The sequence below is a fragment of the Komagataeibacter xylinus genome (genome assembly GCF_009834365.1).
Classification (GTDB): domain Bacteria; phylum Pseudomonadota; class Alphaproteobacteria; order Acetobacterales; family Acetobacteraceae; genus Komagataeibacter; species Komagataeibacter xylinus_D.
Genome location: NZ_CP041348.1, coordinates 1,224,509 through 1,249,489, shown reverse-complemented (window position 1 = coordinate 1,249,489; position 24,981 = coordinate 1,224,509). Strand labels below are relative to the sequence as shown.

The 24,981-nt window shown below is 64.6% G+C and carries 25 protein-coding genes and 1 riboswitch; of the genes, 11 read left to right on the top strand and 14 right to left on the bottom strand.

Annotated elements, in window-relative coordinates; translation table 11 throughout:
- Positions 1 to 31 precede the first annotated feature (31 nt).
- Complete coding sequence (locus tag FMA36_RS05925) at positions 32 to 934, top strand: prephenate dehydrogenase/arogenate dehydrogenase family protein (protein WP_159261500.1); 903 nt, start codon at positions 32 to 34, stop codon at positions 932 to 934.
- Positions 935 to 1,041: 107 nt separating this feature from the next.
- Here FMA36_RS05925 and pyk read toward each other — a convergent pair whose 3' ends face one another.
- The 4 genes from pyk to FMA36_RS05905 are packed head-to-tail and all read right to left on the bottom strand — an operon-like array spanning position 1,042 to position 4,718.
- Positions 1,042 to 2,481 carry a pyruvate kinase gene (gene pyk, locus FMA36_RS05920; RefSeq protein WP_159261498.1) on the bottom strand — a complete coding sequence of 480 codons (1,440 nt, stop codon included), beginning with the start codon at positions 2,479 to 2,481 and terminating at the stop codon, positions 1,042 to 1,044.
- Positions 2,482 to 2,508: 27 nt separating this feature from the next.
- Complete coding sequence (locus FMA36_RS05915) at positions 2,509 to 3,495, bottom strand: SH3 domain-containing protein (RefSeq protein WP_159261497.1); 987 nt, start codon at positions 3,493 to 3,495, stop codon at positions 2,509 to 2,511.
- 15 nt (positions 3,496 to 3,510) lie between these two features.
- Positions 3,511 to 3,897, bottom strand: a complete 387-nt coding sequence (locus FMA36_RS05910) for a DsrE family protein (RefSeq protein WP_159261495.1) — start codon at positions 3,895 to 3,897, stop codon at positions 3,511 to 3,513.
- Positions 3,894 to 4,718: a HesA/MoeB/ThiF family protein gene (locus FMA36_RS05905; protein ID WP_159261493.1), complete on the bottom strand. Its 825-nt coding sequence runs from the start codon at positions 4,716 to 4,718 to the stop codon at positions 3,894 to 3,896. Before FMA36_RS05905 ends, FMA36_RS05910 begins: the two co-directional genes overlap by 4 nt.
- A 197-nt stretch (positions 4,719 to 4,915) precedes the next feature.
- Between FMA36_RS05905 and FMA36_RS05900 the strand changes: the two genes are divergently transcribed.
- Positions 4,916 to 5,542 (top strand): DUF2939 domain-containing protein, encoded by a 627-nt coding sequence (locus FMA36_RS05900; RefSeq protein ID WP_159261492.1) that lies wholly within the window; start codon positions 4,916 to 4,918, stop codon positions 5,540 to 5,542.
- Positions 5,543 to 5,686: 144 nt separating this feature from the next.
- Here the strand turns inward: FMA36_RS05900 and FMA36_RS05895 are convergent, their stop codons facing one another.
- Positions 5,687 to 5,914 carry a DUF3126 family protein gene (locus FMA36_RS05895; RefSeq protein WP_110568538.1) on the bottom strand — a complete coding sequence of 76 codons (228 nt, stop codon included), beginning with the start codon at positions 5,912 to 5,914 and terminating at the stop codon, positions 5,687 to 5,689.
- Positions 5,915 to 6,181: 267 nt separating this feature from the next.
- On the opposite strand from FMA36_RS05895, the gene FMA36_RS05890 reads away from it, so the two are divergent.
- On the top strand, positions 6,182 to 6,739 hold the full coding sequence (locus FMA36_RS05890) for a hypothetical protein (RefSeq protein WP_240906493.1): 558 nt from the start codon (positions 6,182 to 6,184) through the stop codon (positions 6,737 to 6,739).
- Here the strand turns inward: FMA36_RS05890 and FMA36_RS05885 are convergent.
- Positions 6,711 to 8,498, bottom strand: a complete 1,788-nt coding sequence (locus FMA36_RS05885) for a hypothetical protein (RefSeq protein ID WP_240906492.1) — start codon at positions 8,496 to 8,498, stop codon at positions 6,711 to 6,713. The genes FMA36_RS05890 and FMA36_RS05885 overlap by 29 nt on opposite strands.
- Positions 8,499 to 8,789: 291 nt before the next feature.
- Between FMA36_RS05885 and FMA36_RS05880 the strand changes: the two genes are divergently transcribed.
- The 6 genes from FMA36_RS05880 to FMA36_RS05855 all read left to right on the top strand — a co-directional run bounded on the left by FMA36_RS05880 (position 8,790) and on the right by FMA36_RS05855 (position 14,635).
- The gene (locus FMA36_RS05880) at positions 8,790 to 9,686 is read left to right on the top strand and encodes an MIP/aquaporin family protein (protein ID WP_159261490.1); all 897 of its coding nucleotides are present in this window, start codon (positions 8,790 to 8,792) and stop codon (positions 9,684 to 9,686) included.
- A 91-nt stretch (positions 9,687 to 9,777) separates the two neighbouring features.
- A riboswitch (FMN riboswitch) is annotated at positions 9,778 to 9,937 on the top strand.
- 135 nt (positions 9,938 to 10,072) lie between these two features.
- Positions 10,073 to 11,071, top strand: a complete 999-nt coding sequence (ribD, locus tag FMA36_RS05875; protein ID WP_159263668.1) for a bifunctional diaminohydroxyphosphoribosylaminopyrimidine deaminase/5-amino-6-(5-phosphoribosylamino)uracil reductase RibD — start codon at positions 10,073 to 10,075, stop codon at positions 11,069 to 11,071.
- Positions 11,072 to 11,080: 9 nt separating this feature from the next.
- Positions 11,081 to 11,698, top strand: a complete 618-nt coding sequence (locus FMA36_RS05870) for a riboflavin synthase (RefSeq protein WP_159261488.1) — start codon at positions 11,081 to 11,083, stop codon at positions 11,696 to 11,698.
- Entirely contained in the window at positions 11,698 to 12,948 is a 1,251-nt protein-coding gene (ribB, locus tag FMA36_RS05865) for a 3,4-dihydroxy-2-butanone-4-phosphate synthase (protein WP_159263667.1), read from the top strand. The genes FMA36_RS05870 and ribB overlap by 1 nt, the downstream gene beginning before the upstream one ends.
- Positions 12,949 to 13,072: 124 nt before the next feature.
- Positions 13,073 to 13,558, top strand: coding sequence for a 6,7-dimethyl-8-ribityllumazine synthase (ribH, locus tag FMA36_RS05860; RefSeq protein ID WP_159261486.1), 486 nt, complete (start codon positions 13,073 to 13,075; stop codon positions 13,556 to 13,558).
- A gap of 72 nt (positions 13,559 to 13,630) precedes the next feature.
- Positions 13,631 to 14,635: a lysylphosphatidylglycerol synthase domain-containing protein gene (locus tag FMA36_RS05855; RefSeq protein WP_159261484.1), complete on the top strand. Its 1,005-nt coding sequence runs from the start codon at positions 13,631 to 13,633 to the stop codon at positions 14,633 to 14,635.
- An 83-nt stretch (positions 14,636 to 14,718) separates the two neighbouring features.
- Here the strand turns inward: FMA36_RS05855 and FMA36_RS05850 are convergent, their stop codons facing one another.
- Positions 14,719 to 14,916 (bottom strand): hypothetical protein, encoded by a 198-nt coding sequence (locus FMA36_RS05850; protein WP_159261482.1) that lies wholly within the window; start codon positions 14,914 to 14,916, stop codon positions 14,719 to 14,721.
- A 56-nt stretch (positions 14,917 to 14,972) separates the two neighbouring features.
- Here FMA36_RS05850 and FMA36_RS05845 point away from each other — a divergent pair, with 56 nt between their 5' ends.
- Positions 14,973 to 17,567 (top strand): MMPL family transporter, encoded by a 2,595-nt coding sequence (locus FMA36_RS05845; RefSeq protein ID WP_159261480.1) that lies wholly within the window; start codon positions 14,973 to 14,975, stop codon positions 17,565 to 17,567.
- Between the two features lie 143 nt (positions 17,568 to 17,710).
- Here FMA36_RS05845 and FMA36_RS05840 read toward each other — a convergent pair whose 3' ends face one another.
- From FMA36_RS05840 to gmk, 7 genes are all read right to left on the bottom strand, one after another.
- Positions 17,711 to 17,947 (bottom strand): DUF3297 family protein, encoded by a 237-nt coding sequence (locus FMA36_RS05840; RefSeq protein WP_061275528.1) that lies wholly within the window; start codon positions 17,945 to 17,947, stop codon positions 17,711 to 17,713.
- A 58-nt stretch (positions 17,948 to 18,005) separates the two neighbouring features.
- Entirely contained in the window at positions 18,006 to 18,632 is a 627-nt protein-coding gene (locus FMA36_RS05835) for an IMPACT family protein (RefSeq protein ID WP_159261478.1), read from the bottom strand.
- Positions 18,629 to 20,035 carry a DNA repair protein RadA gene (radA, locus tag FMA36_RS05830; protein ID WP_159261476.1) on the bottom strand — a complete coding sequence of 469 codons (1,407 nt, stop codon included), beginning with the start codon at positions 20,033 to 20,035 and terminating at the stop codon, positions 18,629 to 18,631. Before radA ends, FMA36_RS05835 begins: the two co-directional genes overlap by 4 nt.
- Before the next feature lie 182 nt (positions 20,036 to 20,217).
- Complete coding sequence (locus FMA36_RS05825; RefSeq protein ID WP_159261474.1) at positions 20,218 to 21,012, bottom strand: ABC transporter ATP-binding protein; 795 nt, start codon at positions 21,010 to 21,012, stop codon at positions 20,218 to 20,220.
- Positions 21,009 to 21,794, bottom strand: a complete 786-nt coding sequence (locus FMA36_RS05820) for an MlaE family ABC transporter permease (protein WP_078527865.1) — start codon at positions 21,792 to 21,794, stop codon at positions 21,009 to 21,011. The genes FMA36_RS05825 and FMA36_RS05820 overlap by 4 nt, the downstream gene beginning before the upstream one ends.
- Before the next feature lie 124 nt (positions 21,795 to 21,918).
- Positions 21,919 to 23,157: a multidrug effflux MFS transporter gene (locus tag FMA36_RS05815; protein ID WP_159261472.1), complete on the bottom strand. Its 1,239-nt coding sequence runs from the start codon at positions 23,155 to 23,157 to the stop codon at positions 21,919 to 21,921.
- Between the two features lie 227 nt (positions 23,158 to 23,384).
- Positions 23,385 to 24,047 (bottom strand): guanylate kinase, encoded by a 663-nt coding sequence (gmk, locus tag FMA36_RS05810; protein WP_159261470.1) that lies wholly within the window; start codon positions 24,045 to 24,047, stop codon positions 23,385 to 23,387.
- 93 nt (positions 24,048 to 24,140) lie between these two features.
- Here gmk and FMA36_RS05805 point away from each other — a divergent pair, with 93 nt between their 5' ends.
- Positions 24,141 to 24,971 carry an SDR family NAD(P)-dependent oxidoreductase gene (locus FMA36_RS05805; protein ID WP_167518012.1) on the top strand — a complete coding sequence of 277 codons (831 nt, stop codon included), beginning with the start codon at positions 24,141 to 24,143 and terminating at the stop codon, positions 24,969 to 24,971.
- Positions 24,972 to 24,981: the final 10 nt, after the last annotated feature.

Genomic DNA, 24,981 nt, shown 5'->3' with positions numbered 1-24,981 from the left:
TAGCAAACCCAACAGCCAGACAGACCGCCCCATGACGGACAAGCCCGCCCCCCTGTTCGATACGCTGGTCATTATCGGCCCCGGCCTGATCGGCTCCTCCATCCTGCGCCGCGCGCATGAGGACAGGCGCATCGCGCGCAGGCTGGTCGCGTGCGACATCAGCCCCGCCGTGCGCGCCCGCGTGGCGGAACTGGGCATTGCCGATGACGTCGAGGCCGATCTGGCAACGGCCGTGCGCGATGCGGACTGCGTGATCATCTGCGTGCCGGTGGGCGCGATTGCCATGGTCGCAGCACAGGTCCTGCCCGCCATGAAAAAAGGCGCGATCCTGAGCGAGGTCGGCTCGGTCAAGGTCACGGTAATGGAGGCCATGGCGCCGCTGCTGACGGCCTATCCCGACATTGCCTTCGTGCCCGCGCATCCGATGGCGGGCACGGAGTTTTCCGGCCCTGATGCCGGTTTCGCCACCCTGTTCGAGGACCGGTGGTGCCTGCTCACGCCGCCTGCGGGCACGCCCGCCACAGCCCTCGCCCGCATCACGACCCTGTGGGAGATGATGGGGGCCCGCGTGCGCGACATGACGGTGGAGCACCATGACCGGGTGTGCGCCATTGTCAGCCACCTGCCGCACCTGCTGGCCTTTACCATATGCGGCACGGCAGATGATCTGGCGGATGAAACGCGCTCGGAAGTGCTGGATTTCGCGGCTTCGGGCTTCCGTGACTTCACGCGCATCGCGGCATCGGACCCGACGATGTGGCGCGACATCTTTCTCAACAACCGCGAGGCGCTGCTCGATATGCTCGACCGCTTCATTGCCGATGCGCAGGCCATGGGCCAGGCCATCCGCACCGGCAACGAGGATGTGATTGTCAGCCGCATCCAGCGCGGGCGCGCCATCCGCCGCAGCCTGATCGAGAACCGGCAGGCCTGAAAAAAACAGACAGATAAAGTTTCTGGTGAAGCCTTTTTCAAAAAGCTTCAGAAGAACGCCGCCTTTTTGAAAAAAGGCGGCACCCAAAAACTTCCATCATTTTTTCTTCAGGTCAGCGTGGCGACCCGCAACGTATTGGTGCTGCCCGCTACCCCAAAAGGCAGCCCGGCCACGATCACCACCGCATCGCCCGCGGCGCCATAGCCATCACCCTTGGCCACGGCCAGCGCCTGATCCACCACACTTTCCACGGTATGGACCGGGGTTTCCTGCCCGACCGAGATCGCCTGCACGCCCCAGGCCACCGCCAGCCTGCGGGCAATCTCATCATTGGGGGTCAGGCCAAGGATGGGGCAGGTCGGTCGCTCACGCGCAATGCGCAGCGCCGTCCGGCCCGACAGGGTAAAGGCCACGATGGCGGCGGCATCAACCGTGGCGGCGACCTGCCGGGTCGCCGCGGCAATCGCACCCGCAACACTGTGGTCCGGCTCGGGGCTGGAGGTTTCCATCTGGGTGCGCCAGACTTCATCCTCCTCAACACGGCGCACGATGCGGTCCATGATCGCCACCGCCTCGCGCGGGTAGGAACCCACCGCCGTCTCGGCCGAGAGCATGACCGCATCGGCACCATCGAACACCGCCGTCGCCACGTCGGAGGCCTCGGCACGGGTGGGGGTGGGCGCGTGGATCATGCTTTCGAGCATCTGGGTCGCCACCACCACGGGGCGGCCAAGCTGGCGGGCGATACGGATGATGCGCTTTTGCGCCAGCGGCACGCGCTCGGGTGGCAGTTCCACGCCCAGGTCGCCACGCGCCACCATCACCGCATCCGACAGGGCTATGATCTCGTGCAGGTTGTCCATCGCCTGCGGTTTCTCGAGCTTGGTCATGATCCACGCCCGGCCACCAGCCAGCGCACGGGCCTCGCGGACATCCTCCGGCCGCTGCACGAACGACAGCCCGACATATTCAATGCCCAGATCAAGGGCAAACGCCATGTCCACCCTATCCTTGTCGGTCAGGGCGGGAATGGGCAGCACCACATCGGGCACGTTCACGCCCTTGTGGTCAGAAAGCGGGCCGCCCACCACAACCTCGGTCAGCAGGAAGTCGGGGCCGCGTTCGCACACGCGCAGGGCGAGCTTGCCATCATCAAGCAGCAGCGTGCTGCCCACCTGCGCTGCCGCAATGATTTCGGGGTGGGGCAGGTTCACGCGCTTTTCGTTGCCCGGTGCCCCGTCAAGATCGAGCCGGAAGGATGCGCCCGGCGTCAGCTGCACCCGGCCACTGGCGAAATTGCCCACCCGCAGCTTGGGGCCCTGCACATCGGCCAGAATGCCGATGGGGCGGCCAAGCTCGGCCTCCACATCACGGATGACCGCATGACGGGCGGCGTGATCTTCATGGGTGCCGTGGGAGAAATTGAGCCGGAAGACATCCACCCCCGCCACGGCCAGCGCGCGGATGGTGGCATGGTCGGTCGTGGCCGGGCCAAGGGTCGAGACGATCTTGGTCCGGCGCATGGCACGGTAGGGTGTATCCGGCATTTCTTTCTCCGCCTGTTCACGTCATTCTCAGGAGGGGGCTATGACCTCCTGCGGCAACAGCCCCCACATGGCACTGCGTTCGATCCAGCCACTGTACTGCTTGACCGAGACCTTGCACCATGGCGTGCCCGCCTGGCACTGGCGCAGCGTGCCCACCACGCCGGGGCGCAGCACGGCCACCACGGCGGATGATGTGTTGGCATCCGCATGCAGCATGACCGCACCCTTGATATCCGCCGCATCAGCCACATCCGTCACATGGCCCACGATGCGGGTATCAGCCCGGCCAATCACGTCGGTCTCCTTGGCGGTGGGCTGGCCCGCCTGCTGGGCATCACCCTGGGGGGGCAGTCCCGGTATGACAAACGTGCGGGTTCCCACCAGGGTTGCCTGATGGACCCAGCCCTTCTGCCCGTCCGAATCCTCGACGAGGCGCCACACATCGAACTCGCGCTCGATTTTTACCGGCAGGCCCCGGCGGTGGTACACCCAGTCAATGGGGTAGCGCTGCCCCGGCCCGGTACGCAGGTTGACCTCATCGGCACGGAAGGCGGCAAAGCGCGGCAGGGGCAGGCCGGTCACGCTGCCCTTGGTGTTATCAACGGGCGCGAGTGCCGAGGCATCGGGCGGGGCGGCGGGCGGTGTGGCGGTGGCCGGATGGGCTGCGCTGGCCGCCGCAACCCCCGCGCCTGCCACGGCGCCTGCACCCACACCGGCGGCCACCGCTGCCGCATGGTGGTGGCGGGCTGCCGCGTGGGCGGTTTTTTCAGCCTTTTTTTCCGCCGTTTTTGCTGCCTTGGCTCCATGCACATGGGCATGGCCAAGGCTGGTGGCAGCCTTGTCCGCAGCCGCATGGGCGTGATAGTGGGCCGTGGGCGTCGCGGCCTGCACGGGCCCTGCCTCCATGCCCAGCACCGCCACGCAGGCCGCCAGATACCCCCACCGCCGGGTGCCACGCACTAGCGGCCTGCTGGCCACCCGCGCAAGGAATTCATGCCGCACGCACTGCGCCATCGTGTTCTTCAATCCTTAAAGGGTTATGATCTGCCGCCCCCTGGCGGCTTCGAGAAAAGTGGGAATACCGGCCACCTGCACGCCATCGAGCAGTTGCCCGGGCGCAAGATCGCACAGTTTCAGCGCGGCCTCGCACACCATGAGCGTCGCATCAAGTTCAATCGTGGCTTCGCGCAGCGTGTCCATGCCTGCAACACCACGCGCGCGCACCCCCGCATCATCTGCCGCATCATGCAGGCCGCGCCAGTCACGCGCCAGCGCATGCACCCCGCGCCCCGCCGCGAACAGGATGACCGGGCGGCCAATGGCCAGCGCGCCCGCCGCCACCACAAAGGCATAATGCGCGCGGGCATAGGCGCCATCATAGAGCAGGATGGCCAGAGCCCCGTCATCGCGCATCATGGTGCAGCCCCTTCGGGCACGCCACACAGGGCGGGTGCCGGACCGTCATGGGCCGAAAGGTCGTGGATGGTGGGGTGCGCGCCACACAGGGCGCAGTCAGGATCGGGCGGCAGGGTAATGGTGTGGAAGCGCATGGCCAGCGCATCCCACACCAGCAGGCGGCCGGACAGGCTCTCGCCTATACCGAGGATTTCCTTCAGCGCCTCGGTAGCCTGAAGCGTGCCCATCACGCCCGTCACGGCGCCGAACACGCCGGCCTCCGCGCAGGACGGCACGGTGCCTGCGGGCGGGGCCTCGGGGTAGAGGCAGCGATAGCACGGCCCGCCGGAGCGGAAGGTGGAAAGCTGCCCCTCAAAACGCAGCACGGCGGCGGAGACGAGGGTGCGCTCCTCCAGCGCGCAGGCATCGGCCACGAGGTAGCGGGTGGCGAAATTGTCGCTGCCATCGCACACCAGGTCATATTGCCGCACCAGCGCGCGGGCGTTATCAGCCGTAAGCCGCACGTTATGACAATCCACCCGTGTTCCCGGATTGATCGCGCGCATGGCGATGGCTGCCGACTCGACCTTGAGCTGCCCGATGCGGTCGGTCACATGCGCGATCTGGCGTTGCAGGTTTGACAGGTCCACCACGTCATCATCGACCAGCCCGATGCGGCCCACCCCGGCGGCGGCCAGATAAAGGGCCACCGGCGAGCCCAGCCCGCCTGCGCCAATGACCAGAACATTGGCGTTTTTCAACGCTTCCTGCCCCGTACCACCGACCTCGGGCAGGAGGATGTGGCGCGCGTAGCGCTGGATCTCCTCGTCGGAAAAATTCATTCCTCTCTCCTGCCCCGCCCGTTGCCGCACCCATGGCGAATACACCCTGCCCCACCCCGACGCAGCCGGGAGAAACAGGCCTTCGATCACGATTACGTGAAAATTATGTCACGCAATCATGAAACCAATGCATGCCCGATATGTTTCCAGTATAAGCTAGAGGGCAAGGTGAAACCATTCTGGGGGAGTATAAATCAATGTCTTATCTTTCCCGCATGGAAATTCCTGGCAACCTGTCCATCCTGCGCCGCCAGCAGGCGCGGTGGGTGTGCGCGGGTACGCTGGCCGCCGCCACCACGCTGTACGCGGCCTCGCCCTTCTGCACATTATGGTCCATCACATCAGCCATCCGCACGCATGACATGAGCAGCCTCAACACCTGCCTCAAATGGGAATCGGTGCGCAACGGGCTCAAGACGCAGGTGGTCGATGACCTGATCGGCCCGCCCGTGGCTGATGATGAACTGCCTGCCTTCGGGTCATCCTTCGCCTCATCCGCCGCATCAAACGCGATTGACGAGGAAGTGCGCCCAGACAAGCTGGGCATGCTGGTCGATCATCTGATGCCGCATGAGCAGAAACCCGCCTCGGCGGGCACGATGCTGGGCCTGCTGTGGCGCGTGCATGCACATTTCACCCATCCGGGCGTGTTCGAGGCGAGTGTTCTCATGCCCGGCCATGAGAACGAGACCCCGCTGCGGCTGCAGATGCGCATTCATGCCTTCCAGTGGAAGATCCACCGAATCGACCTGCCCGCGCACCCTCCGCAGCCCCTTGTCGAGGCATCGGCAGGCCCCGTGCCCCGGCCGCTGACGCAGCCCTAGGCCGGCCAGGCCCCTCGAGAGAGGCTGAAAACAACTGAAGCTTCCGGGGGACCGTCTTTTTTCAAAGGCAGCGTTTCCTGAAGCTTTTTGAAAAAAGCTTCACCAAAAACTTCTTTATGTTTTCGGGCTTTACCAGCGGGCGCCTTACTTTGCGGGGGGAAGGTCTTCTTCGAGCACGGTCATGTGGATGGCGTAGGACACTTCGCCCTCGTCTTCATCGCGATGGACGGTACCCACCACTTCACCATTGACCGCGAGTTCAACCGACAGCCCGGCACGCGGCGGTGCATTGACGGTAAGCCCCGGCGAGCCCAGCAGACGGCGCAGGCAGACCTGAAGACGCGAAAGTTCGGAAGAGGACATGGCACCCATGAAACGTCTGTTCTCCACAATGGCGAGACCCGCCAGAAACAACAATTCAGGGCCTTGTCCGCCCCCTGGTCAACGCGCGTGGCAGGTCCGGTCAGGATCGCGCGGCTGCCCCGTGACACATGCGGGCATGGGCGCAGGCTATAAGCACATGTGCCCACCCCTGCAACCGGCGTGCCCATGATTTTCCCCATCCATGCCCCGCCCGCGCCACGATTGCGGTGTTTTCTCACCATAACGCAACACCAGTAAGAAGGGAGAACAAAGACAATGCGCCCAAGCACTTTTCCCCGGCTGATGCTGCTTGCTGCCCTGCTTGCCCCCACCATCGGGCTGACAGCACTTGCCGCCAGCCTGCCCCCCGCCGGCGCCCCCACTGAAGCCGGAATGGGCCTGAGCGCGCGCGCCCTTGCCCGCCAGCTTCATGAAGACGGGGCGGACGCAACCATAAAGACACTTGATGAGCACAAGGCCTGGCCACAGCTACGCCGCGCCGTGGCCGCGGGCTGGTCGGGCTGGATCGACCTGGTACCCGAACTGATCAACCATACCGATGACCAGACGACGGCACGCCTGCGCACCGCGCTGCGCCTGGCCCTGCCGCGCAACCCGCGCGCCGTGCTGGCGGTGGTTGACCCGGGCAACGGGCCGCTGCTTGGCGCAGGCGTCCTGTGCACGCCCCATGGCATGACCGCGCACTGGCGCACGACCAGCATCCGCGCGGTAAGCGACGTGCATGACATCCACCTCGCCCATCAGGCCGCCGACTGCCAGGCCGCCCTTTCAGCCGCCAACACGGTTACTGGAAAGGCAAATAGCGGAACGTGACATAAATGGTGTTGCCACCCGTGGTGGGGCTGGCGCCATCACCACCCTTATAGGCAAATTTGCGCAGGTAGGTGTACTGCACGCCGGTCATGACCGCGCCATAACCACCTTGCAGCACATGCCACCAGCCACCCACGGTCAGGTCGGCAATGGTGTGGGTCTGGGCATCGCAGCTACCGCCGGTAATCAGTTCCACATTGCAACTGCTCAGCGCCAGGTCATTCACGCCGTAGCCGTATTCGAAGCCATCACTGCCGGTATAGGTGCGCCTGCCAGCACTCTCCACCCCGCCATACAGATAGACCAGCAGGTTGGAGGTCGGGTGGCCGATCAGCCCCATGCTGCCGATGATCTCGGGGATGGGGGCAGGCGAGCCATTGGCCTTGAAGGTGGCATCGGGCAGCATGGCGGGGCCATAGCGGCCAATCCCCTCGCCCGCCAGCACGTTGCCGGTAAACTGCAGGTAGCGTGGAATGACATGCACCGTCACGTCGCCACCCACGCCACCGGCAAAGGAAACATGCTCGCGGATCGGTCCGCCCGGGGCCTGCCCCATCGCCTTGAACCAGCGCGCGAGGCCATAGATCTCGTAATGGGCGGGCTTGGTATCGAGCGCGCCCTTGAGCACGATGTCGGGGGCCACGTCCATGCTGTATTTGGCATTGGGGTTGAGCATGCCCGAGCCTGCATTGTTGTAGAGCAGCGTGGTGCCTGATGAGGCCAGCGTGTCATCATCCGCGCCGGTCATCATCGGGTGGTCGCCCGCGCTGCCCGATGCCGCATAGGCCACCTGCGGCGCCTCGAGCGAAAGCCCGAGCCACCATTTGCGCCCGAAATCCTTGATGAAGCGGATTTGCGGCACGCGGGTGAACACGATGCCGGGGATCTGGTTGTTATCGACCACCGGCGGCAACTGCTCATGGCGCGAGAGCAGGCCCTGCGTATAGCCCGTGGTCAGGCTCCATGCCTGCCCCGCCAGCACGTGGAAGCCCCATTTGGTGTTGCTGTAGGTCATGTACGCCTGGCGAATGCGCGGCGTGTAGCTGTTGGTCTGGTAGCTGTTGGCGGTGCCTGCAGCCCCGCCGAAATCAGTCTCGATATAGCCTGACAGCGTCTCGTCCTTGGTGGGCGAACCCTGCAGCAGCACGCTCAGGCGGGTAAGCTGGGCGGAGGGGCGGTACTCGCCGGTATGGGCGTTGGGGCTGTTGGCATAGGGGAACGCGCCCCAACTCGTGGCGGGGCCGCTGGTCAGGTTCTTGCTGCGATAGATGTTCGAGAAATCGATGAAGCCACCCAGCCTGACCGAAACCCCGCCGATGCGGAAAATGGGCGGCAGGCTGTCCACCCCGGTCTGGGTAATGGCCAGCGGGCTGGAGGAATCAAGGTCGAGCTTGGGCTGACTGGGCACAATGGATTCGGTCATGGTATTTTCAGCCGCTGCCGCCGCCTGCGCATCATCCGACAGGGCGGGGCCGCCAATGGTCAGCCGTGACAGGTCAGGCATGGCCGTAATCTGGCCCGACGGGTTTGTGACCGACGTGCTGCTGGCACTCGAGCGCGGGCCCGAGCGCAGCGTGCGCCCTGCCAGCACATGCGCGCTGCCGCTTGCCATGCCGTGACGGGCCTCAAGCTGCTGCACCTTGGCCTCCAGGCGCTGCATCTCGGCATGGAGGGCGCGGATCTCGGCCATGTCATCGGCCCAGGCGGCCGCGGGCGCCGCCATGCCACCAAGCACGACCATCAGCCCGCCAAGCACCATGCGGGGTCCGCCCGCCCTGTCGGCCCGACACGAACAGCGGCCTTCTTTCCAACAGCAATCCATCAGCCTGGCGCGTCTGCCCCTGAACACATGATTGATAAAACCCTTACCCACACCCGATCCCTGACGGGATACAGGAGGGATGGCGCATCCTATTATAGAAAAAACATTCAGCTGCTATGCATTAACTATTCTCATGCACGGCTTATATTCGCATGATTTCCTTTATTTCACACCATTCCCTGCTTTAATTCAAGGCCTCTACATGTGCCACGAAGGGAGTAACACGACATGACCGCACCCCGGCAGCCCGGCTCCCCACCCCAGGAGGACCGGCCCCTTGCCGGCGCACCCCACCCCGACCACCCGCTGCACTGGAAGCTGTATGCGTGCGAAATGGTGGCGACAACGGTGCTCATGCTGTGCGGGATCGTGTCGGTTGCGGTGCTGACCACGCCCTATACTCCCATTGGCCGCGCGCTCGCGCCACACCCGCTGGCGCAGACCGCGCTGTGCGGGCTGTTCTTTGGCCTGTCGGGCACGGTGGCGGCGTTCACGCCGTTCGGGCGGGTCAGCGGGGCGCATGTCAGTCCATCGGTGTCACTGGCGTTCAGCCTTGCGGGCAGGCTGGGCGTGATCGACCTGTGCGGCTACATCACAGCCCAGATGACCGGCGCCTGCCTGGCCACCGTGCTGCTGGCGGGGCTGGGCCATGTCCTGCCGGTATGGGGGCAGATGGCGCAGGCCTCGGCCTATGCCGCCACCATCCCGTTCCCGCATGTATCGGTGCTGTGGCCCCTGGTGACGGAACTGGTGCTGACCGTGCTGCTGGTGCTGATGATCTGCGCCCTTGCCGCCCACCCCACGCTGAAATGGCTTACGCCATGGGCGGGCGGCCTGTTTTTTCTGGCGTGCAACCCCATCTCGGCCTGGCTGTCGGGCAACAGTTCCAACCTTGCGCGCAGCTTTGGCCCGGCGCTGATTGCAGGGCAGTGGCAGTCTTTCTGGATCTATGCGCTCGGACCTTTCATGGGGGCGGCGCTGGCCATCGCCATCATCCGCTCGCGCCTGCTCGGCCGCATCGAGGTGGAAGAGGCGCGGCTGGTCAATTTCGGCCATCATGGCCGTATTCCCTCGCTGCTCCATCCCGGCCGTCACAGGCAGGACCGCGAACAGGACACATTCTAGTTCCCTGAACAGGGGACGGCTTGCAATCGGCGCGAATTGTTCCCACTATCAGTGCCACTGAATACGAATCGGGGTGCTGCCCCGGTTTATCAGGCGTTCTCAGGGCGGGGCGAAATTCCCCACCGGCGGTAATTGGTCCTGCATGCAGGGCCATAAGTCCGCGAGCGCCCGGCCGCGAAAGCGGGCGGGGTCAAGCAGATCCGGTGCAACTCCGGAACCGACGGTTACAGTCCGGATGAGAGAGAACGGAAACTATGGCCCTGCTTTCCCGCGTGGAAGGCAGGCATGTGGTTTTACGCGCCCTGGGTCCGTCCAGATGGATGGAGTACTGTGTTTTGGACGCGTTGCCACAGGGTTCCCACGCCAGCGCCACGCAGGGCACCGCCCTGCCGCCTGCCATTGCTCACGCCTTTCGCGCGGCGGTGGATGAAGCCGCGCGCCATGTGGGCGCCACCGCTCCCAATCCGCCCGTAGGCTGCGCCATCCTTGACGGCGAAGGCACCATCCTCGCCACCGGCGGCCACCACCGCGCGGGCACGCCCCATGCCGAGGTGCAGGCCATCAACCAGTGCCGCGAGCGCGGTCTGCTCGCACGCGCGCATACGGCGGTCGTCACCCTTGAGCCATGCAACCACACCGGGCGCACCGGGCCGTGCTCGCTCGCACTCCTCGCAACACCCATCCGCACCGTATGGATTGGCGTGTGCGACCCCAACCCGCATGTGGAAGGCGGCGGGGCCGACACGCTGCGCCAGCGCGGCTGCAAGGTGCATGTGCTTCAGCCCGCAGGCCAGCAGGCCGCCATGCAGGCGCTGTGCCGCAGCCTGCTTGCGCCCTTCACCCATTTCATGCGCACCGGCCAGCCGTGGATCACGGTCAAGCAGGCGCTCGATGCCCATGGCTCCATGGTGCCGCCCGCGGGCCAGACCACCTTCACCACCGCTGCCTCGCTCGACCTGGCGCACCGCCTGCGCCGGGCAACCGATGCGGTGATTACCGCTACCGGCACCATAAACGCCGACCGCCCCGGCCTTGACGTGCGCCGTGTGCCCGACCATCCGAACCGTGCGCCGCGCATCCTCGCCATCTGCACGCGCACGGGCGAGGTGGATGAGGCCTACCTCACCGCCGCGCGCAATCGGGGCTTTGAAATACGGGTCTGCACCGACATCGCCGCCCTGCCCGACATGCTCGGCCAGGCAGGTGTTACGTGGGCAATGGTGGAGGCCGGCCCGAAACTGCTGGCCGAAATCGACGCCCGCGGGCTGTGGCATGACTGGCTGACCATAACCACAGGCCCCGATGGCACGGACCAATACGGCGTGCGTGTGCGCGAAGGCGACGTCACACCGCTGCGCCTGTTCCCCGAACTTGCCGCCGCATAAGGAGTAAGCATGTTTTCTGGCATTATCGAGCACCAGGGACAGGTCAGCGCCGCGCGGCGGCTTGACCGGGATCTGGACATAACGGTGCAGACGGGCATGACCGACCTTGCCCTTGGCGAGAGCATTGCCGTCAATGGCGTGTGCCTGACCGTGACCTCCTTTGATGCGAAAGGCACGGCCACCTTCTTCATCAGTTCCGAGACGCTGGACCGCACCGCGCTTGGCCGCATTGATGCCGGGCACACCGTCAACCTCGAACGCGCGGTCACCCCCGCAACACGGCTGTCGGGCCATATCGTGCAGGGCCATGTCGATGGCACGGGCCGCCTGCTCGCCGTGCGCGAGGATGGCGAGGCGCGGCACATCACCTTCACCATTCCCGCCCGGCTGCGCCGCTATCTGGTCGAGAAAGGCTCCATCACCATCGATGGCATCAGCCTCACCCTGAACGAAGTAGGCGCACCGGGTGAGGATGGCTGCGATGCAGACACATTCCGCATCGCCCTGATGATCATCCCGCACACGTGGGAACACACCACCCTTGGCAGCCTGAAGCCAGGCGACGCCGTGAACATCGAAGTCGATGTCATTGCAAAATATGTGGAGAGCGTATGTCAGTATCGTTGATGCCGCCGGCACTGGCGCAGGCCGTCGAAACCATTCGCAATGGTGGAATGATCATCCTTGTGGATGACGAGGACCGCGAGAACGAGGGCGACCTGGTCATGGCCGCCGAACTGGTCACGCCAGATGCCATGAACTTCATGGTCACCCATGCGCGCGGGCTGGTGTGCATGCCCATGTCGCCCGAGCGGATCACGCAGCTCAACCTGCCCATGATGACACAGGTGAACACCTGCCCGCGCGGCACGGCGTTTACCGTGTCCATCGAGGCGCGCGAGGGGGTGACCACCGGCATCTCGGCCGCCGACCGCGCCGAGACCGTACTGGTCGCGGCCGCTCCTGACGCGAAGCCCGAGGATCTGGTCTCGCCGGGCCACATCTTCCCGCTGCGCGCGGTACCCGGCGGCACGGTAGCCCGCCCCGGCCACACCGAGGCCTCGGTTGACCTTGCCCGCATGGCAGGGCTGATCCCGGCTGCCGTGATCTGCGAGATCATGAACGAGGACGGCACCATGGCCCGCATGGACGACCTGCGCCCCTACGCCAAGCGCCACGGGTTGCAGATCCTGTCCATCGCGGAACTGGCGAAGTGGCTCAAGGACAACCCGATTGCGGCACAGGCTGGGGAAAAGCCCGCCATCGAGCAGGTGGCCCAGGCCCGTCTGCCCAGCCGCTTTGGCGGGCCGGACATGATGATCCACGCCTTCCGCGCGCCTGATGGCACGGAGCACGTGGCCATGGTCAAGGGCGAACCCGGAAGGCCGGGCAGCGTGCCGCTGGTGCGCCTGCATTCGGAATGCGTGACAGGCGATGCGCTTGGCTCGCTGCGCTGCGATTGCGGGGCGCAGCTGCAGGGCGCGCTCGAACAGATTGGCCGGGCGGAATCCGGCGTGCTGGTCTATGTGCGCGGGCATGAGGGGCGCGGCATTGGCCTTGCCAACAAGATCCGCGCCTACGCGCTGCAGGATGAGGGGCTGGATACGGTGGACGCCAACCATCGGCTGGGCTTCGAGACCGATGCGCGCGACTGGCAGGCGGCGTCAGACATCCTGCGCGCGCTGGGCGTGAACCGGCTCGACCTGCTGACCAACAACCCCGACAAGGTCCACGCCCTGCAACGCCACGGCTTTGACGTGCGCAGGCGCATTGCGCTGGCCATTGCGCCCAACCCCTTCAACCGTGCCTATCTGGAAGCCAAGCGCACCCGGATGGGTCATGCCCTGTGCGAACCCGCGACAGTAGATGCTGAGTGAAAAAAGTTTTTGGTGAAGCTTTTTTCCAAAAAGCTTCAAAGACGCCGCCTTTTTGAAAAACGGAGGCGCCCAAAAACTTTTATCCTTTTTCAAATCAAATAACCAAAAACGGACAACGCCGGATATGAGCACCAACATCCCCTCCACCGCAGTCGATCTCGACTTCGCCCACCCGCCGCGCCTTGCCATCGTGGTCAGCCGCTTCAATGAGGAGGTGACCCATGGCCTGCGCGACGGCGCGCTGGCATGGCTGAAGGAACACGCCATCTCCATGCGTGATGAAGATGTGATGTATGCACCCGGCGCATATGAACTGCCGCTCATCGCCCAGACGCTGGCAAAGACCGGCCGCTATGATGGCGTGGTGTGCCTCGGCTGCGTAGTGAAGGGGGATACCGCGCATTTCGAGTTCATCAGCCTCGGGGCGGCGGTTGGCCTGCAACAGGCATCGCTGAACACGGATGTGCCGATCGCCTTTGGCGTACTGACCACCTACACCGATGAGCAGGCCATCGTCCGCTCGCGTGATGACGTGCACAACAAGGGCCGCGAAGCCGTGGCAGCCTGTGTTGAAAGTCTCGCATTGCTTCAGAAAATCAGAGGCTGTTAAAGTAGGATCGGGCCACATGAATGGCTGAAAACAGCCTTTCTGCGGTCCTGTTTTGGGTGACAGGGATGGCGGATGCGGCAGCTTACCTTCCTCGCCGGGGCATTCGGTGTCGGTCTTACGATCTGGATGCTGGGGCGTTTCGGCCTGCATGACATCCTCGGGCTGATCGCGGCCGGGGGATGGAGCATTCCTGCCATCATCATTTTCCACGCAACCCAGGTCTGTGCCTCGGCGCAGGCATGGCGCCTGCTGGCCCAGACCGGGCGGCCCAAGCTGGCCTTTGCCGATTTCTTTGCCCTGCGCTGCGCGCGTGAGGGCATCAACAACCTGCTGCCGGTCGCCCAGGTGGGCGGCGAGGTCATCACCACCCGTCTGCTCGCCCGGCGTGACAACACGGGCATAAAGCAGGCTGCCGCCTCGACCATATGCGACCTCACCATCGAACTGCTCAGCCAGGTCACCTTCACGCTCATCGGGCTCGGGGTGCTGTTCTGCCTCGTCAACCGCTCGCAGGTGACTGATGAACTCATGGAAAGCGCTGGCGCTGCCCTGCTGCTTGGTGCCGTGTTCTTTGGCAGCCAGTACCTGGGCGCCATTGCGCTGGTGGAAAAACTGCTGGTGCGCATCGCAGCCCATCTGGGGTGGGACGGGGTGGACGACATCCGTGGCCTGCATGCGCAGATCCTGACCCTGTACCGCACCCGCGAGAACTCGCTGCGCGCGGGCGTGCTGCAACTGCTGGGCTGGTCGCTTGGCACGTTCGAGGTTTTTGTGGTGCTTGCAGCGATGGGCCACCCGCTTTCACTCGCTGACAGTTTCGTGATCGAGAGCGTGGGGCAGGCCGCGAAATCGGCGGGGTTTGCCGTGCCGGGCGCGCTTGGCGTGTCGGAGGGCGGATATATCCTGATTGGCGGGCTGTTTGGCCTCTCCCCGCAGGAGGGGATCGCGCTCTCGCTGATCAAGCGCCTGCGTGAGATTGCCTGGGGCCTGCCCTCGCTTGTGGCGTGGCAGGTGATGGAAATGCGCTGGGTCCGGCCCGGTCCCGCCAAGGAGATGCACCTGCCCCACCAGTCCTGACCGGGAAGAGTCGGTTTTTTGTAAAAGAGTGTTACCCAGCAAATAATTGATGAAAAACAGAAGTGTCCATCTGTCGCCTTTTTTCACCAAAGCAGCGTCTTTTCAAAGCTTTTTGAAAAAAGCTTTACCAAAAACTTCTTTATGATTTGCCAGTTTTTTCGTGGGCAGGCTTTTCGGGCATCGTAAGCCGCGCTGGTATCTGCGCCACCAGCATAAGCCCGTAGTGGTAAAGAACCACCTTGCATCGGCACCGCATCATGGGCCAAACCGTACGTCTTCACCGGCTGCCGCGTTCATGCGGCATCGGGTCAGGTTTCTGAAGGGCTGAATACTCGTCATGCTATCGGTACCGCTTGGGCGTCTTGTCGCTTTGTGTTCCCGCCATGCCATTGCTGTCGTGCTGGCGTTTGCCGTGCTGATCGCTGGCGCGACCTATGCCAGCTACGCGCTGCTTGGCGTCACCACCGATACGGACCAGATGTTCTCGTCCTCGCTGGACTGGAAGAAGCGCTCGGATGAAATGGGCCGCCTGTTCCCGCAAAAGCAGGACCAGCTCGTGGCCGTGATCGACGCTGCCCTGCCCGAGGAAGCACAGCAGACAGCACTCGGCCTTGCAGCAAAACTGCGCGGCGACCATGAACACTTCAATTACGTCACCACGCCGCAGACCGATCCGTATCTGGTGCGCAACGGGCTGATGTTCCTTGACCCCAAGGCGCTCGAGCGCGTGCTCAACACCACCATCACAGCCCAGCCCTTCCTCAGCGAGCTTGCGGCTGATCCTTCAGGGCGCGGGCTGTTCAGCGCGCTCAACCTGATTGCGCTGGGCGTGGCACAGGGGCAGGCCAACCTTGGCAACTTCCACGCCGCCCTCGATGGCTTCGCCACCACATTGCAGCATTCGGTCGATGGCACGCCCGAACCCCTTTCATGGGAGCGGCTGCTGGCAGGCGACCTGGCCGATCTTGGTGGCAAGTTCCAGTTTGTCGTGACCCAGCCCAAGCTGGATTATGATTCCTTCCAGCCCGGCGGTGCGGCGTCGGACGCCATCCGCGCGGCTGCCAACGACCTGCCTTTCGTCAAGAGCGGGCGGGCGCATGTGCACATCACGGGCGATACCCAGATCGCGGATGAGGAATTCGCCACCGTGGCTGAAGGCATGGTGGCAGGCCTGCTCGGCTCGCTGGTGCTGGTCACGCTGTGGCTGATCCTGGCGGTGCATACGTGGCGCATCATCGTGCCGATCATCATCACGCTGGTGTCGGGGCTGCTGCTCACCACCGGGTTTGCCGCCATCGTGGTGGGCAAGCTCAATCTGATCTCGGTGGCGTTCGCCATCCTGTTCGTGGGCATCGCGGTGGACTTCGCCATCCAGTTCTCCGTCCGCTTCCGCGCACAGGCCAACCCTGATGGCACGGCACTCAGCCTGCCCGCGGCCCTTGAGCAGACCGGCAACGAGACCGGCCACCAGATCCTCGTGGCTGCGATGGCCACCTCGGCGGGGTTCCTGGCCTTTACGCCCACCGCGTTCGTAGGCGTAGCCCAACTGGGGCTGATTGCCGGTTTTGGCATGGTGTTCGCCTTCATCTGCACGCTCACGCTGCTGCCTGCACTCCTGCGCCTGTTCCGCCCCACGGCGGGGCATGGCACGATCGGCTTCGCCTTCGCGCGGCCGATTGACACCGCCATCCGCCACCATCGCAAGCCCATCCTTGCGGTGTTCGTGGTCATAGCGCTTGGCGGGCTGGCACTGGTGCCGCGCCTGACCTTCGATGCCGACCCGCTGCATACCAAGAACCCCAAATCCGAAGGCATGGTCACGCTGGGCATGCTCATGTCCGAGCCGCAGTATTCGCCCTATACGGTTGATGTACTGATGCCCGACCTCAAGCAGGCCGCCGCCATGTCGGACAAGCTGTCGGGCCTGCCTTTGGTGCATGACGCGCTGTGGCTCGGCTCGATGGTGCCCGCCGACCAGAAGACCAAACTGCCACTCATTCAGGATGCGGCGAACATCCTGCTGCCCACCCTGATCGTGCCCGACCCCAAACCCGCGCCCGATGCCGATGCCCTTCGCGCTGCCGCCGCCAAGACTGCGGGCGACCTCGGTGGCGTGCTGGACAAGCTGCCCGCCAATGACCCGCTGCGCCGCATCCAGTCGGCGCTGGCACAACTGGCGAAGGCCGATGATGCCCGCGTGCTGGCCACAAACGAGGCGCTGGTGCGCTTCCTGCCCATGCAGCTGAACATGCTGCGCGACATGCTGCAGGTGAAGGAAGTGGGCATTAGCGACGTGCCGCAGCAGCTTGCTCGTGACTACCTGCTGCCTGATGGCCGTGCGCTGGTCGAGGTCCATCCAAGCCATGACATGCAGGGCAACAGCGCGCTGCACCGGTATGTAGGCGAGATACAGAAGATTGCCCCCACGGCGGCGGGTTCGGCCATCGACATCGTGCAGAGTGCCGCGACCATGGTGCATGCCTTTGTTACCGCTGCCGGGGCGGCCATTGTCATGATCGCCATCATCCTGGCCGTGGCCCTGCGCAAGCTGCTTGATACGGCGCTGGTGCTGGCCCCGCTGCTGCTCTCGGCGCTGATGACGGTCATCCTGATCATCGTGGTGCCCGAGCAGCTCAACTTCGCCAATATCATAGCCCTGCCGCTGCTGCTGGGCGTGGGCGTGTCGTTCAACATCTATTTCGTCATGAACTGGCGGGCGGGCATCAGGTCGCCGCTGTCGAGCCCCACGGCGCGCGCGGTGCTGTTCTCGGCGCTGACCACGGGCACGGCGTTCGGCTCACTTGCGGCCTCGCACCATCCGGGCACGGCCAGCATGGGCCGCCTTTTGCTGCTCTCGCTGGCCTGCACGCTCATTGCGACCCTGATCTTCGTGCCGGCCCTGCTGCCCAAGCGTGCGATTGATGAGGAATGACCCTGCGGGGAGACAGCAAAAAAGGCCGCATCCTTCGGGATGCGGCCTTTTTTATTATAAAAGTTTTTGGATACCGCCGTTTTTCAAAAAGGCGGCGTTCTTTCAAAGCTTTTTGAAAAAAGCTTCACCAAAAACTTTTATCTTCAGGACTTGAACCAGACCTCGACCGGCCCTGTAACCTTCATGGTCATGGGGTTGCCAAAGCGGTCGGTGCCGCGCCCAACGGCCAGACGCACCCAGCCTTCGCTGATGCAGTATTCCTCGACATTGTTCTTTTCGATGCCCTTGAAGCGCACGCCAATGCCACGCTCAAGCAGGGCTTCGTCATAAAAGGGGCTGGTCGGGTTGACGGACAGGCGATCGGGAGGGGTATCGGTCATGGCTGGTTTTTTTCCGTATGCTGAACGTGAAACGCTGTCTGACATAGCGCCAATGCCGTTACGCTCCAACACCCTGTGCGCCATCTTCCTCCACCGCCCGGATGGTGGCCTGCCCGCGCGTGATATCGGTAATGCGCGTGCGCACTGCTGCCTCATGCGCCATAGGCACGGTTATGTGCAGGCCAACGCCATCGGCGCCGAATTCCTCGGCCATGATCTGGCAGTCCATGGCCTCAAGGCGCGCGCGCAGCAGCGCGTGTTCGGAAAAGCCGCAGCCAAAGCTCAGGCCCACCATCTCCACAATCGGCACGCGCGGCGCCGTGCGCAGGCATTCCGCCGCCGTGCCGCCATAGGCCCGCACAAGCCCGCCCGCGCCCAGCTTGGTGCCACCAAACCAGCGCGTGACCACCACCACCGTGCGGTCAAAGCCCTGCCCCTCGATCACCTGCAATATGGGGCGGCCCGCCGTGCCGCCCGGCTCGCCCGCGTCATCGCTGCGATAGGTCTGGCCAATCAGGTAGGCCCAGCAGTTATGGGTAGCATCAGGATCGCTGACGGAGGCGATGAATTCCATGGCCTCGACAGGGGTGGCGACAGGGGCTGCCTGAGCGAGAAAGATGCTTTTTTTTACCTCGCGCTCCAGCATGGCGGGGGCTTTGAGCATAAAGCGTTCAGGCGCGCTCACGCCTCCGCCTCCTCCATCGCTCCCGTGAACAGGCTGACCAGATCGCCCAGATGCCCGATTTCATGCAGGCCCAGCCCATCGGGTGCTGAGGGCTTGCGGTTGCCGCGTGCGATCCGGCGCGGCAGGAACGCCTGCTCGAAGCCCAGCTTGTGCGCCTCCTTGAGCCGCGTATCGGGCTGCGACACCTGACGGACCTCGCCTGAAAGCCCGACCTCGCCAAAATAGACCGAGCCCGCGCTGGTCGGCTGGCCGGTCGCGGCGGAAACAAGGGCGGCGGCTACCGCCATGTCAGCCGCAGGCTCGCCCACCCGCAGGCCGCCCGCGATGTTGAGATGCACATCCATGGCGTTGAGCTTGATGCCGCAGCGGGCCTCAAGCACGGCGAGCAGCATGTTCAGCCGCCCTGTCTCCCACCCCACCACGGCACGGCGCGCGCCGCCATCGCCCGCCTTGGGGGAAAGCAGTGCCTGCACCTCAAGCAGCACGGGGCGCGTGCCCTCCATGCCCGCGAATACGGCAGACCCCGCGATATGCCCACGCCGCTCGGCCAGGAACAGGGCGGAAGGGTTGGGTACTTCCTCCAGCCCCTGATCGGTCATGGCGAATACGCCAATCTCGTCAGTCGCGCCAAAGCGGTTCTTGGCCGCCCGCAAAATGCGGAACTGGTGGCCGCGATCACCCTCGAAATACATCACGGCATCGACCATGTGCTCGAGCACGCGCGGGCCTGCCAGTGCGCCTTCCTTGGTTACATGGCCCACAAGGATCAGGCTGAAGCCGCGCTGCTTGGCCAGGCGGATGAGTTCGAACGCACAGGCCCGCACCTGACTGACCGTGCCCGGCGCGCTCTCCACCGTTTCCATCCACATGGTCTGGATCGAGTCGATCACGACCAGCGCCAGATCCTTTTCCGCCTCAAGCGTTGCCACGATATCGGCCACGTTGATGGCGGCGGCGAGTTCCAGCGTAGGTGCTTCCAGCCCCAGCCTGCGCGCGCGCATGCGGATCTGGTCTACCGCTTCCTCGCCCGAGATATACATCACCTTGCGCCCGGCCCGCGCCAGGGCGCATGCGCCCTGCAGCAGAAGCGTGGACTTGCCGATGCCGGGATCACCGCCCACCAGCACCACCGAGGCCGGCACCAGCCCGCCGCCGAGCACGCGGTCAAGCTCGCCAATATGCGTTTCAATACGCGGTGGCGGCGGCGTATCACCCGCAAGGCCCACGAGGTTGATGCGGGCCCCTGGGCGCCTGCGGGCATTGGTGCCGCCGGTGGCGGTGGGCTCGACCGTTTCCTCAACAATGCTGTTCCACGCGCCACAGGCATCGCACCGGCCCGACCATTTGGGAAAGACCGCCCCGCAGGACTGGCAGACAAAACGGTTAGCGGGCCGACGCGCCATGATGGCTCCTTGGGCAAGAACAGATCGTGTATATCATATATGGAACGACCAGCCGCGAAAGTCAGGGAAGCCCTTCAGCCAAACGGGAAAAAGTTTTTGGTGAAACCTTTTTAAAAAAGCTTCAAAAAGAATGCCGCCTTTAAAAAAAAGGCGGCACCCAAAAACTTCTGCTTCTTTATCAATCAGGTACGCACGTCCACCTTGATCGGCCCCTCGCGGCGACCATGGGTGAACTGGTCCACCACCGGATTGCCGCTGTCGAACAGCGTGTCAGGCGCGCCCTGCCAGATCAGCCTGCCTTCATACAGCATGCCCACCTTATCCCCGATGCGCTGGGCGGAGGCCATGTCGTGCGTAATGGCAATGGCGGTGGAACCGAGCTTGCGCACGCAATCGGCAATCAGCCCGTCAATCACGGCCCCCATGATGGGGTCGAGGCCGGTGGTGGGTTCATCAAAGAACAGGATCTCGGGGCGTGCGGCGATGGCGCGGGCCAGACCCACGCGCTTTTGCATGCCGCCGGACAGTTCGGCGGGCGAAAGCGCGCCCACGGCAGGGTCCATGCCCACCTGCTCAAGCAGTTCGCCCGCCCGCGTGCGCGACTGCGCGCGGGTCAGGCGCGGGCCATGGCCAAGGCGGGCGGCAGCGGTAAGGCCGAAGGTCACGTTCTCCCACACGCTCAGGCTGTCGAACAGCGCACCGTTCTGGAACAGCATGCCGATCCGCGCCATATAGGGCTCGCGCTGGCGCGGCGTGAGCGTGGTCACGTCCACGCCATCAATCTCGATGGAGCCCGCATCAGGCGTGATCAGGCCAAGGATGCAGCGCAGCAGCACCGACTTGCCGGTGCCCGAGCCGCCAATGACCACGAACGACGTGCCGCCCATGACATCAAGGTCCACCCCATCGAGCACCACCTTGGGGCCAAACGCCTTTTTCAGGCCGCGAATGCGGATCTTGGGGGTTGGTTCGGTCATTGCGAGAAGAACACATCCGTCAGCAGGTAATCGAAGGTCAGCAGCAGGATCGATGCCGCCACCACGGCTGCCGTGGTCGCGGCACCCACGCCCTCGGCCCCGCCGCGGCTATGATAGCCATGGTAGCAGCCCATGAGCGTGATCAGGAAGCCGAAGATGGCCGCCTTGACCAGCCCCACCGTCACATCCATCACCTTGAGCGAGGCGATGGTGGCCGCGATATAGGCGGAAGCCGAAAAATCCAGCTTCATCACGCATACGGTAAACCCGCCCAGCACGCCCAGTATGTCGGCAACCAGCACCAGGAAGGGCAGCGCCAGCGTGCCTGCCACCAGCCGCGGCGTGACCAGGTATTTCATGGGGTTGGTGGAGAGCGTGGTCAGCGCATCGATCTGGTCGGTCACGCGCATGGTGCCGATCTCGGCCGACATGGCCGCCCCCACGCGACCTGCCACCATCAGCCCGGCCAGCACCGGCCCGAGCTCACGCGTGACCGCAAGGATCACGATGCCCGCAATGGCGTTCTGGGCATGGTACTGGGCAAAGCCGGTATAGGATTGCAGCGCGATCACGCCGCCCGAGAACAGGGCGGTCAGCGCCACCACAGGCAGCGAGAAATACCCGATCTCGACCAGGGAGCCCCACAGCGTGCGCCAGTAGAAGGGAGGGCGGACAACATGCGACAGCGCCACGGCCCCGAACAGCGCCACCTTTCCGGCCATGCGCACCATGTCCAGAACGGCCCTGCCCAGCCCGGCAACAAAATCGAGAATGCCGTTCACCATGCCTCCTGCGCATAAGGATAATAATAGCCCGACCACACAGCAGGCGTGGCGGGCCTGTTCTTGCCGTAGCGCGGCAGGCCACCCACGTCAAAGCGAAAGCGCATGGCCCCGACGGCCCGCCTCAGGGCGCGGATATTGCCGCCGCCCGGCGCGCACTGAAATGCCGCCAGATGTTGCATGCCACCGTGCAGCACACGCCCCCCATCACCACCACCGCCAGCGGCGTGGGGCTGCGAAAGGCAACATGGCCCAGAATGAAGCCGCTGCCTGCCGCGAGCGAGAACTGGATCGTGCCCATCAGCGCCGAGGCACTGCCTGCCTGGTGGCCATGATGGGTAAAGGCCAGCACCGTGGCGTTCGGCCCGATAAAGCCGAGGCTGCCGGTAATGCAGCCCACCAGCACGCAGACCAGCAGCGGGTGCGCAGGCCCCGCAACCCCTGCGAGCGACAGGGCAAGGCAGGCGGAAGCCGCGAGGATCGCAGCCATGATGCCGTAATCAAGCAGGCGGGAAAGCTCGATATGGTGCACCAGCCGCCCGTTGATCTGCGCACAGGCGATAAACACCCCCGCATTGAGCCCGAAGAACAAGCCGAACTGCCCCGGCGTAAAGCCCAGCAGGTGCTCGAACACCATGGGGGCCGAGGTGATGTAGGCGAACATGACAAAGGAAGAGAAACTGTTGATCAGCGCGCTCGACATGAACACCGGCTCACGCACCAGGCCTGCGTAGCGGCCGATCATGCCGGTGGGCGAGAACGCGATGCGCCGCTCGGGCGGCATGGTGTCGGGCAGGCATGCAATGACCGTGACCAGACCCAGCGCGCCATAGCCCACCGCAATCCAGAAAATCCAGCGCCAGTGCCCGAACGAGAGCACGAGGCTGCCCAGCGAGGGTGCAAGGATGGGCATGACGCCAAACACCAGCATGAGTTGCGACATGATGCGCGCGCCCGCTGCCCCCGTGGCCACGTCGCGCACGATGGCGCGCGGAATGACCGCGCAGGCCGCCCCGCCAAGCGCTGCGATGAACCGGCACAGGCAGAACAGCCCGAAGCCCCCGGCCAGCGCGCACCCCACCGAGCCGATGATGAAGAACACAAGCCCGCCGAGCAGCGGCACCCTGCGGCCCAGCCGGTCGGAAATGGGGCCCATGCTGAACTGCCCCAGCGCCAGCCCCGCAAACCATGCGGCCAGCGTGACCTGGCTGCTGCCCGCATGCCCGCCCACGAGTTCACGATCCATGACCGGAAAGGCGGGCAGGTACATATCCGTAGCCAGCGGCCCGATGGCCGTGAGTAGCCCGAGCAGGGCAATCATCCAGAACGGCATGACGGGGGTAAGACGGCTACGGGCAGGCATGGGAATCCACGGCAGAAGAAACACAATGGCGCGCGCGACGGCGCCGGTGCATATCCCCGTATTTCAGGCGGGTTGTCCATGCGGAATGGCTGCATGCAACACATGCATTGCGTGCCGGAAAAAGTTTTTGGTGAAGTTTTTTTCAAAAAGCCTCGACAGCACCGCCTCCCCTGAAAAAACGGCGCGCCGAAAACTTTATCCCTCACATCCCGCGGTGAAGCATGGGTTCACACCCCAAAACTGGCCACGAGGTCAATCAGCCCCACCTGCCGGTGGCGCTCGAGGCGGGCTGCGACCAGCACGGCACGGGCCTCGGCAATGGCCTGATCGAGGTCGGAATTGATGATAACGTGATCGAATTCGTTCCAGTGCGAGATCTCGTCACGCGCGGCCTGCATGCGGCGCGCGATCTCGTCGGCCTCATCGGAGGCGCGGCCATTGAGGCGGCGCTCGAGTTCCTCGATCGAGGGGGGCAGCACGAACAGGCTGATCACGTCATCAGGCAGCGCTTCGCGGATCTGGCGGTGGCCCTGCCAGTCAATGTCGAACACCATGTCGCGCCCATCGGCAAGCGCCTGCTCGACCGGGGCGCGCGGCGTGCCGTAGCCACGGCCGAACACGGTGGCCCATTCCAGCATCTCGCCAGTCTCGGCCATGCGCTTGAATTCATCCATGCTGCGAAAATGGTAATGCACGCCATCGCTCTCTCCGGGGCGGGGCTGGCGCGTGGTGACCGAGACCGAGTGCAGCAGTTGCGGCTCGGAGGCGCGCAGGGCATTGGCAATGGTGGACTTGCCCGCACCCGACGGAGCGGAAATGACCAGGCAGACCCCCCTGCGCCTGACCGGCACCGCTGGGGTTGGGCGGGAGGGGGTGGCGGGCTGGCTCATGCGGCTCTCCTTGGTCGGCGGTCCTGTGCAAATGCAGGCCGGGTAGGCAAACGGGGTAGCGCAGTTCTAACAGGGTGTATGTATTCTGCGAATATGAAACAGGATTCGATACTCATCACAGGCGCCTCGTCCGGAATCGGGCGCGGTCTCGCCCTTGCCCTCGCGCGCCCTGGCCGCACGCTGCACCTTGGCGGGCGCAATGTCCGCAACCTCGAGGCCGTGGCCACCGCCTGCATCGCACGCGGGGCGGATGCCCGCATCCGGGTGCAGGACGTGCGCGACGCGGGTGGCATGGAAGAGTGGATCACGAACGCCGGCACGCTCGACCTCGTGTTCGCGGGTGCGGGCATTACCGCCTCGACCCGGGGAGGGGCGGACGCGCCCTATGAGCCCGATGCCCAGATCCGCCGCATGTTCGACACCAATGTCGATGGCGTGCTGAACACCGTGCTGCCCGCGCTGCACGTCATGCGCGGCCAGCCGCGCGGCACGGACGGGGTGCGCGGGCGCATCTGCGCCATGGCCTCGGTGGCGGGACTGGTGTCGTTTCCCGGCACGCCGTCCTACTGTGCCTCAAAGGCGGCGGTGGACCGCTTCATGGTGGCGACGGGGGCGAACATGAAGCGCGCGGGCATTGTCATGACCAGTGTCAGCTGCGGGTTCGTAGCCACCCCAATGACCGCGCAGAACAGCTTTCACATGCCCGGCCTGACCCAGACGAATGATGCCGTGCGCGCCATCCTGTCCGGCATTGCGCGCGGCAGGCGGCGCATTGCTTTCCCGTGGTGGCTGGCGGCGGGCTCGCGCTTCATGGACCTGCTGCCCATCTCGATTGCCGAGCACTACTACTTCCGCCAGCCTGCGGGCCAGGCAGGCACCATGCCCGAAACCGGGCTGACGCCGGACGCTGCCCCATCTTCATGACCATCACGAC

Coding starts and splice junctions, on each gene's coding strand:
- FMA36_RS05910 (WP_159261495.1), bottom strand. CDS start 3,897: ATGATGCGCGATGACGGGGCTCTGGCCATCCTGCTCTATGATGGCGCC.
- FMA36_RS05870 (WP_159261488.1), top strand. CDS start 11,081: ATGTTTTCTGGCATTATCGAGCACCAGGGACAGGTCAGCGCCGCGCGG.
- FMA36_RS05840 (WP_061275528.1), bottom strand. CDS start 17,947: ATGACCGATACCCCTCCCGATCGCCTGTCCGTCAACCCGACCAGCCCC.
- FMA36_RS05885 (WP_240906492.1), bottom strand. CDS start 8,498: ATGGTGCTTGGCGGGCTGATGGTCGTGCTTGGTGGCATGGCGGCGCCC.
- pyk (WP_159261498.1), bottom strand. CDS start 2,481: ATGCCGGATACACCCTACCGTGCCATGCGCCGGACCAAGATCGTCTCG.
- FMA36_RS05915 (WP_159261497.1), bottom strand. CDS start 3,495: ATGGCGCAGTGCGTGCGGCATGAATTCCTTGCGCGGGTGGCCAGCAGG.
- FMA36_RS05895 (WP_110568538.1), bottom strand. CDS start 5,914: ATGGGTGCCATGTCCTCTTCCGAACTTTCGCGTCTTCAGGTCTGCCTG.
- FMA36_RS05890 (WP_240906493.1), top strand. CDS start 6,182: ATGCGCCCAAGCACTTTTCCCCGGCTGATGCTGCTTGCTGCCCTGCTT.
- FMA36_RS05845 (WP_159261480.1), top strand. CDS start 14,973: ATGCTATCGGTACCGCTTGGGCGTCTTGTCGCTTTGTGTTCCCGCCAT.
- FMA36_RS05905 (WP_159261493.1), bottom strand. CDS start 4,718: ATGAATTTTTCCGACGAGGAGATCCAGCGCTACGCGCGCCACATCCTC.
- radA (WP_159261476.1), bottom strand. CDS start 20,035: ATGGCGCGTCGGCCCGCTAACCGTTTTGTCTGCCAGTCCTGCGGGGCG.
- FMA36_RS05900 (WP_159261492.1), top strand. CDS start 4,916: ATGTCTTATCTTTCCCGCATGGAAATTCCTGGCAACCTGTCCATCCTG.
- gmk (WP_159261470.1), bottom strand. CDS start 24,047: ATGAGCCAGCCCGCCACCCCCTCCCGCCCAACCCCAGCGGTGCCGGTC.
- FMA36_RS05805 (WP_167518012.1), top strand. CDS start 24,141: ATGAAACAGGATTCGATACTCATCACAGGCGCCTCGTCCGGAATCGGG.
- FMA36_RS05925 (WP_159261500.1), top strand. CDS start 32: ATGACGGACAAGCCCGCCCCCCTGTTCGATACGCTGGTCATTATCGGC.
- FMA36_RS05815 (WP_159261472.1), bottom strand. CDS start 23,157: ATGCCTGCCCGTAGCCGTCTTACCCCCGTCATGCCGTTCTGGATGATT.
- ribH (WP_159261486.1), top strand. CDS start 13,073: ATGAGCACCAACATCCCCTCCACCGCAGTCGATCTCGACTTCGCCCAC.
- FMA36_RS05825 (WP_159261474.1), bottom strand. CDS start 21,012: ATGACCGAACCAACCCCCAAGATCCGCATTCGCGGCCTGAAAAAGGCG.
- FMA36_RS05880 (WP_159261490.1), top strand. CDS start 8,790: ATGACCGCACCCCGGCAGCCCGGCTCCCCACCCCAGGAGGACCGGCCC.
- ribB (WP_159263667.1), top strand. CDS start 11,698: ATGCCGCCGGCACTGGCGCAGGCCGTCGAAACCATTCGCAATGGTGGA.
- FMA36_RS05855 (WP_159261484.1), top strand. CDS start 13,631: ATGCGGCAGCTTACCTTCCTCGCCGGGGCATTCGGTGTCGGTCTTACG.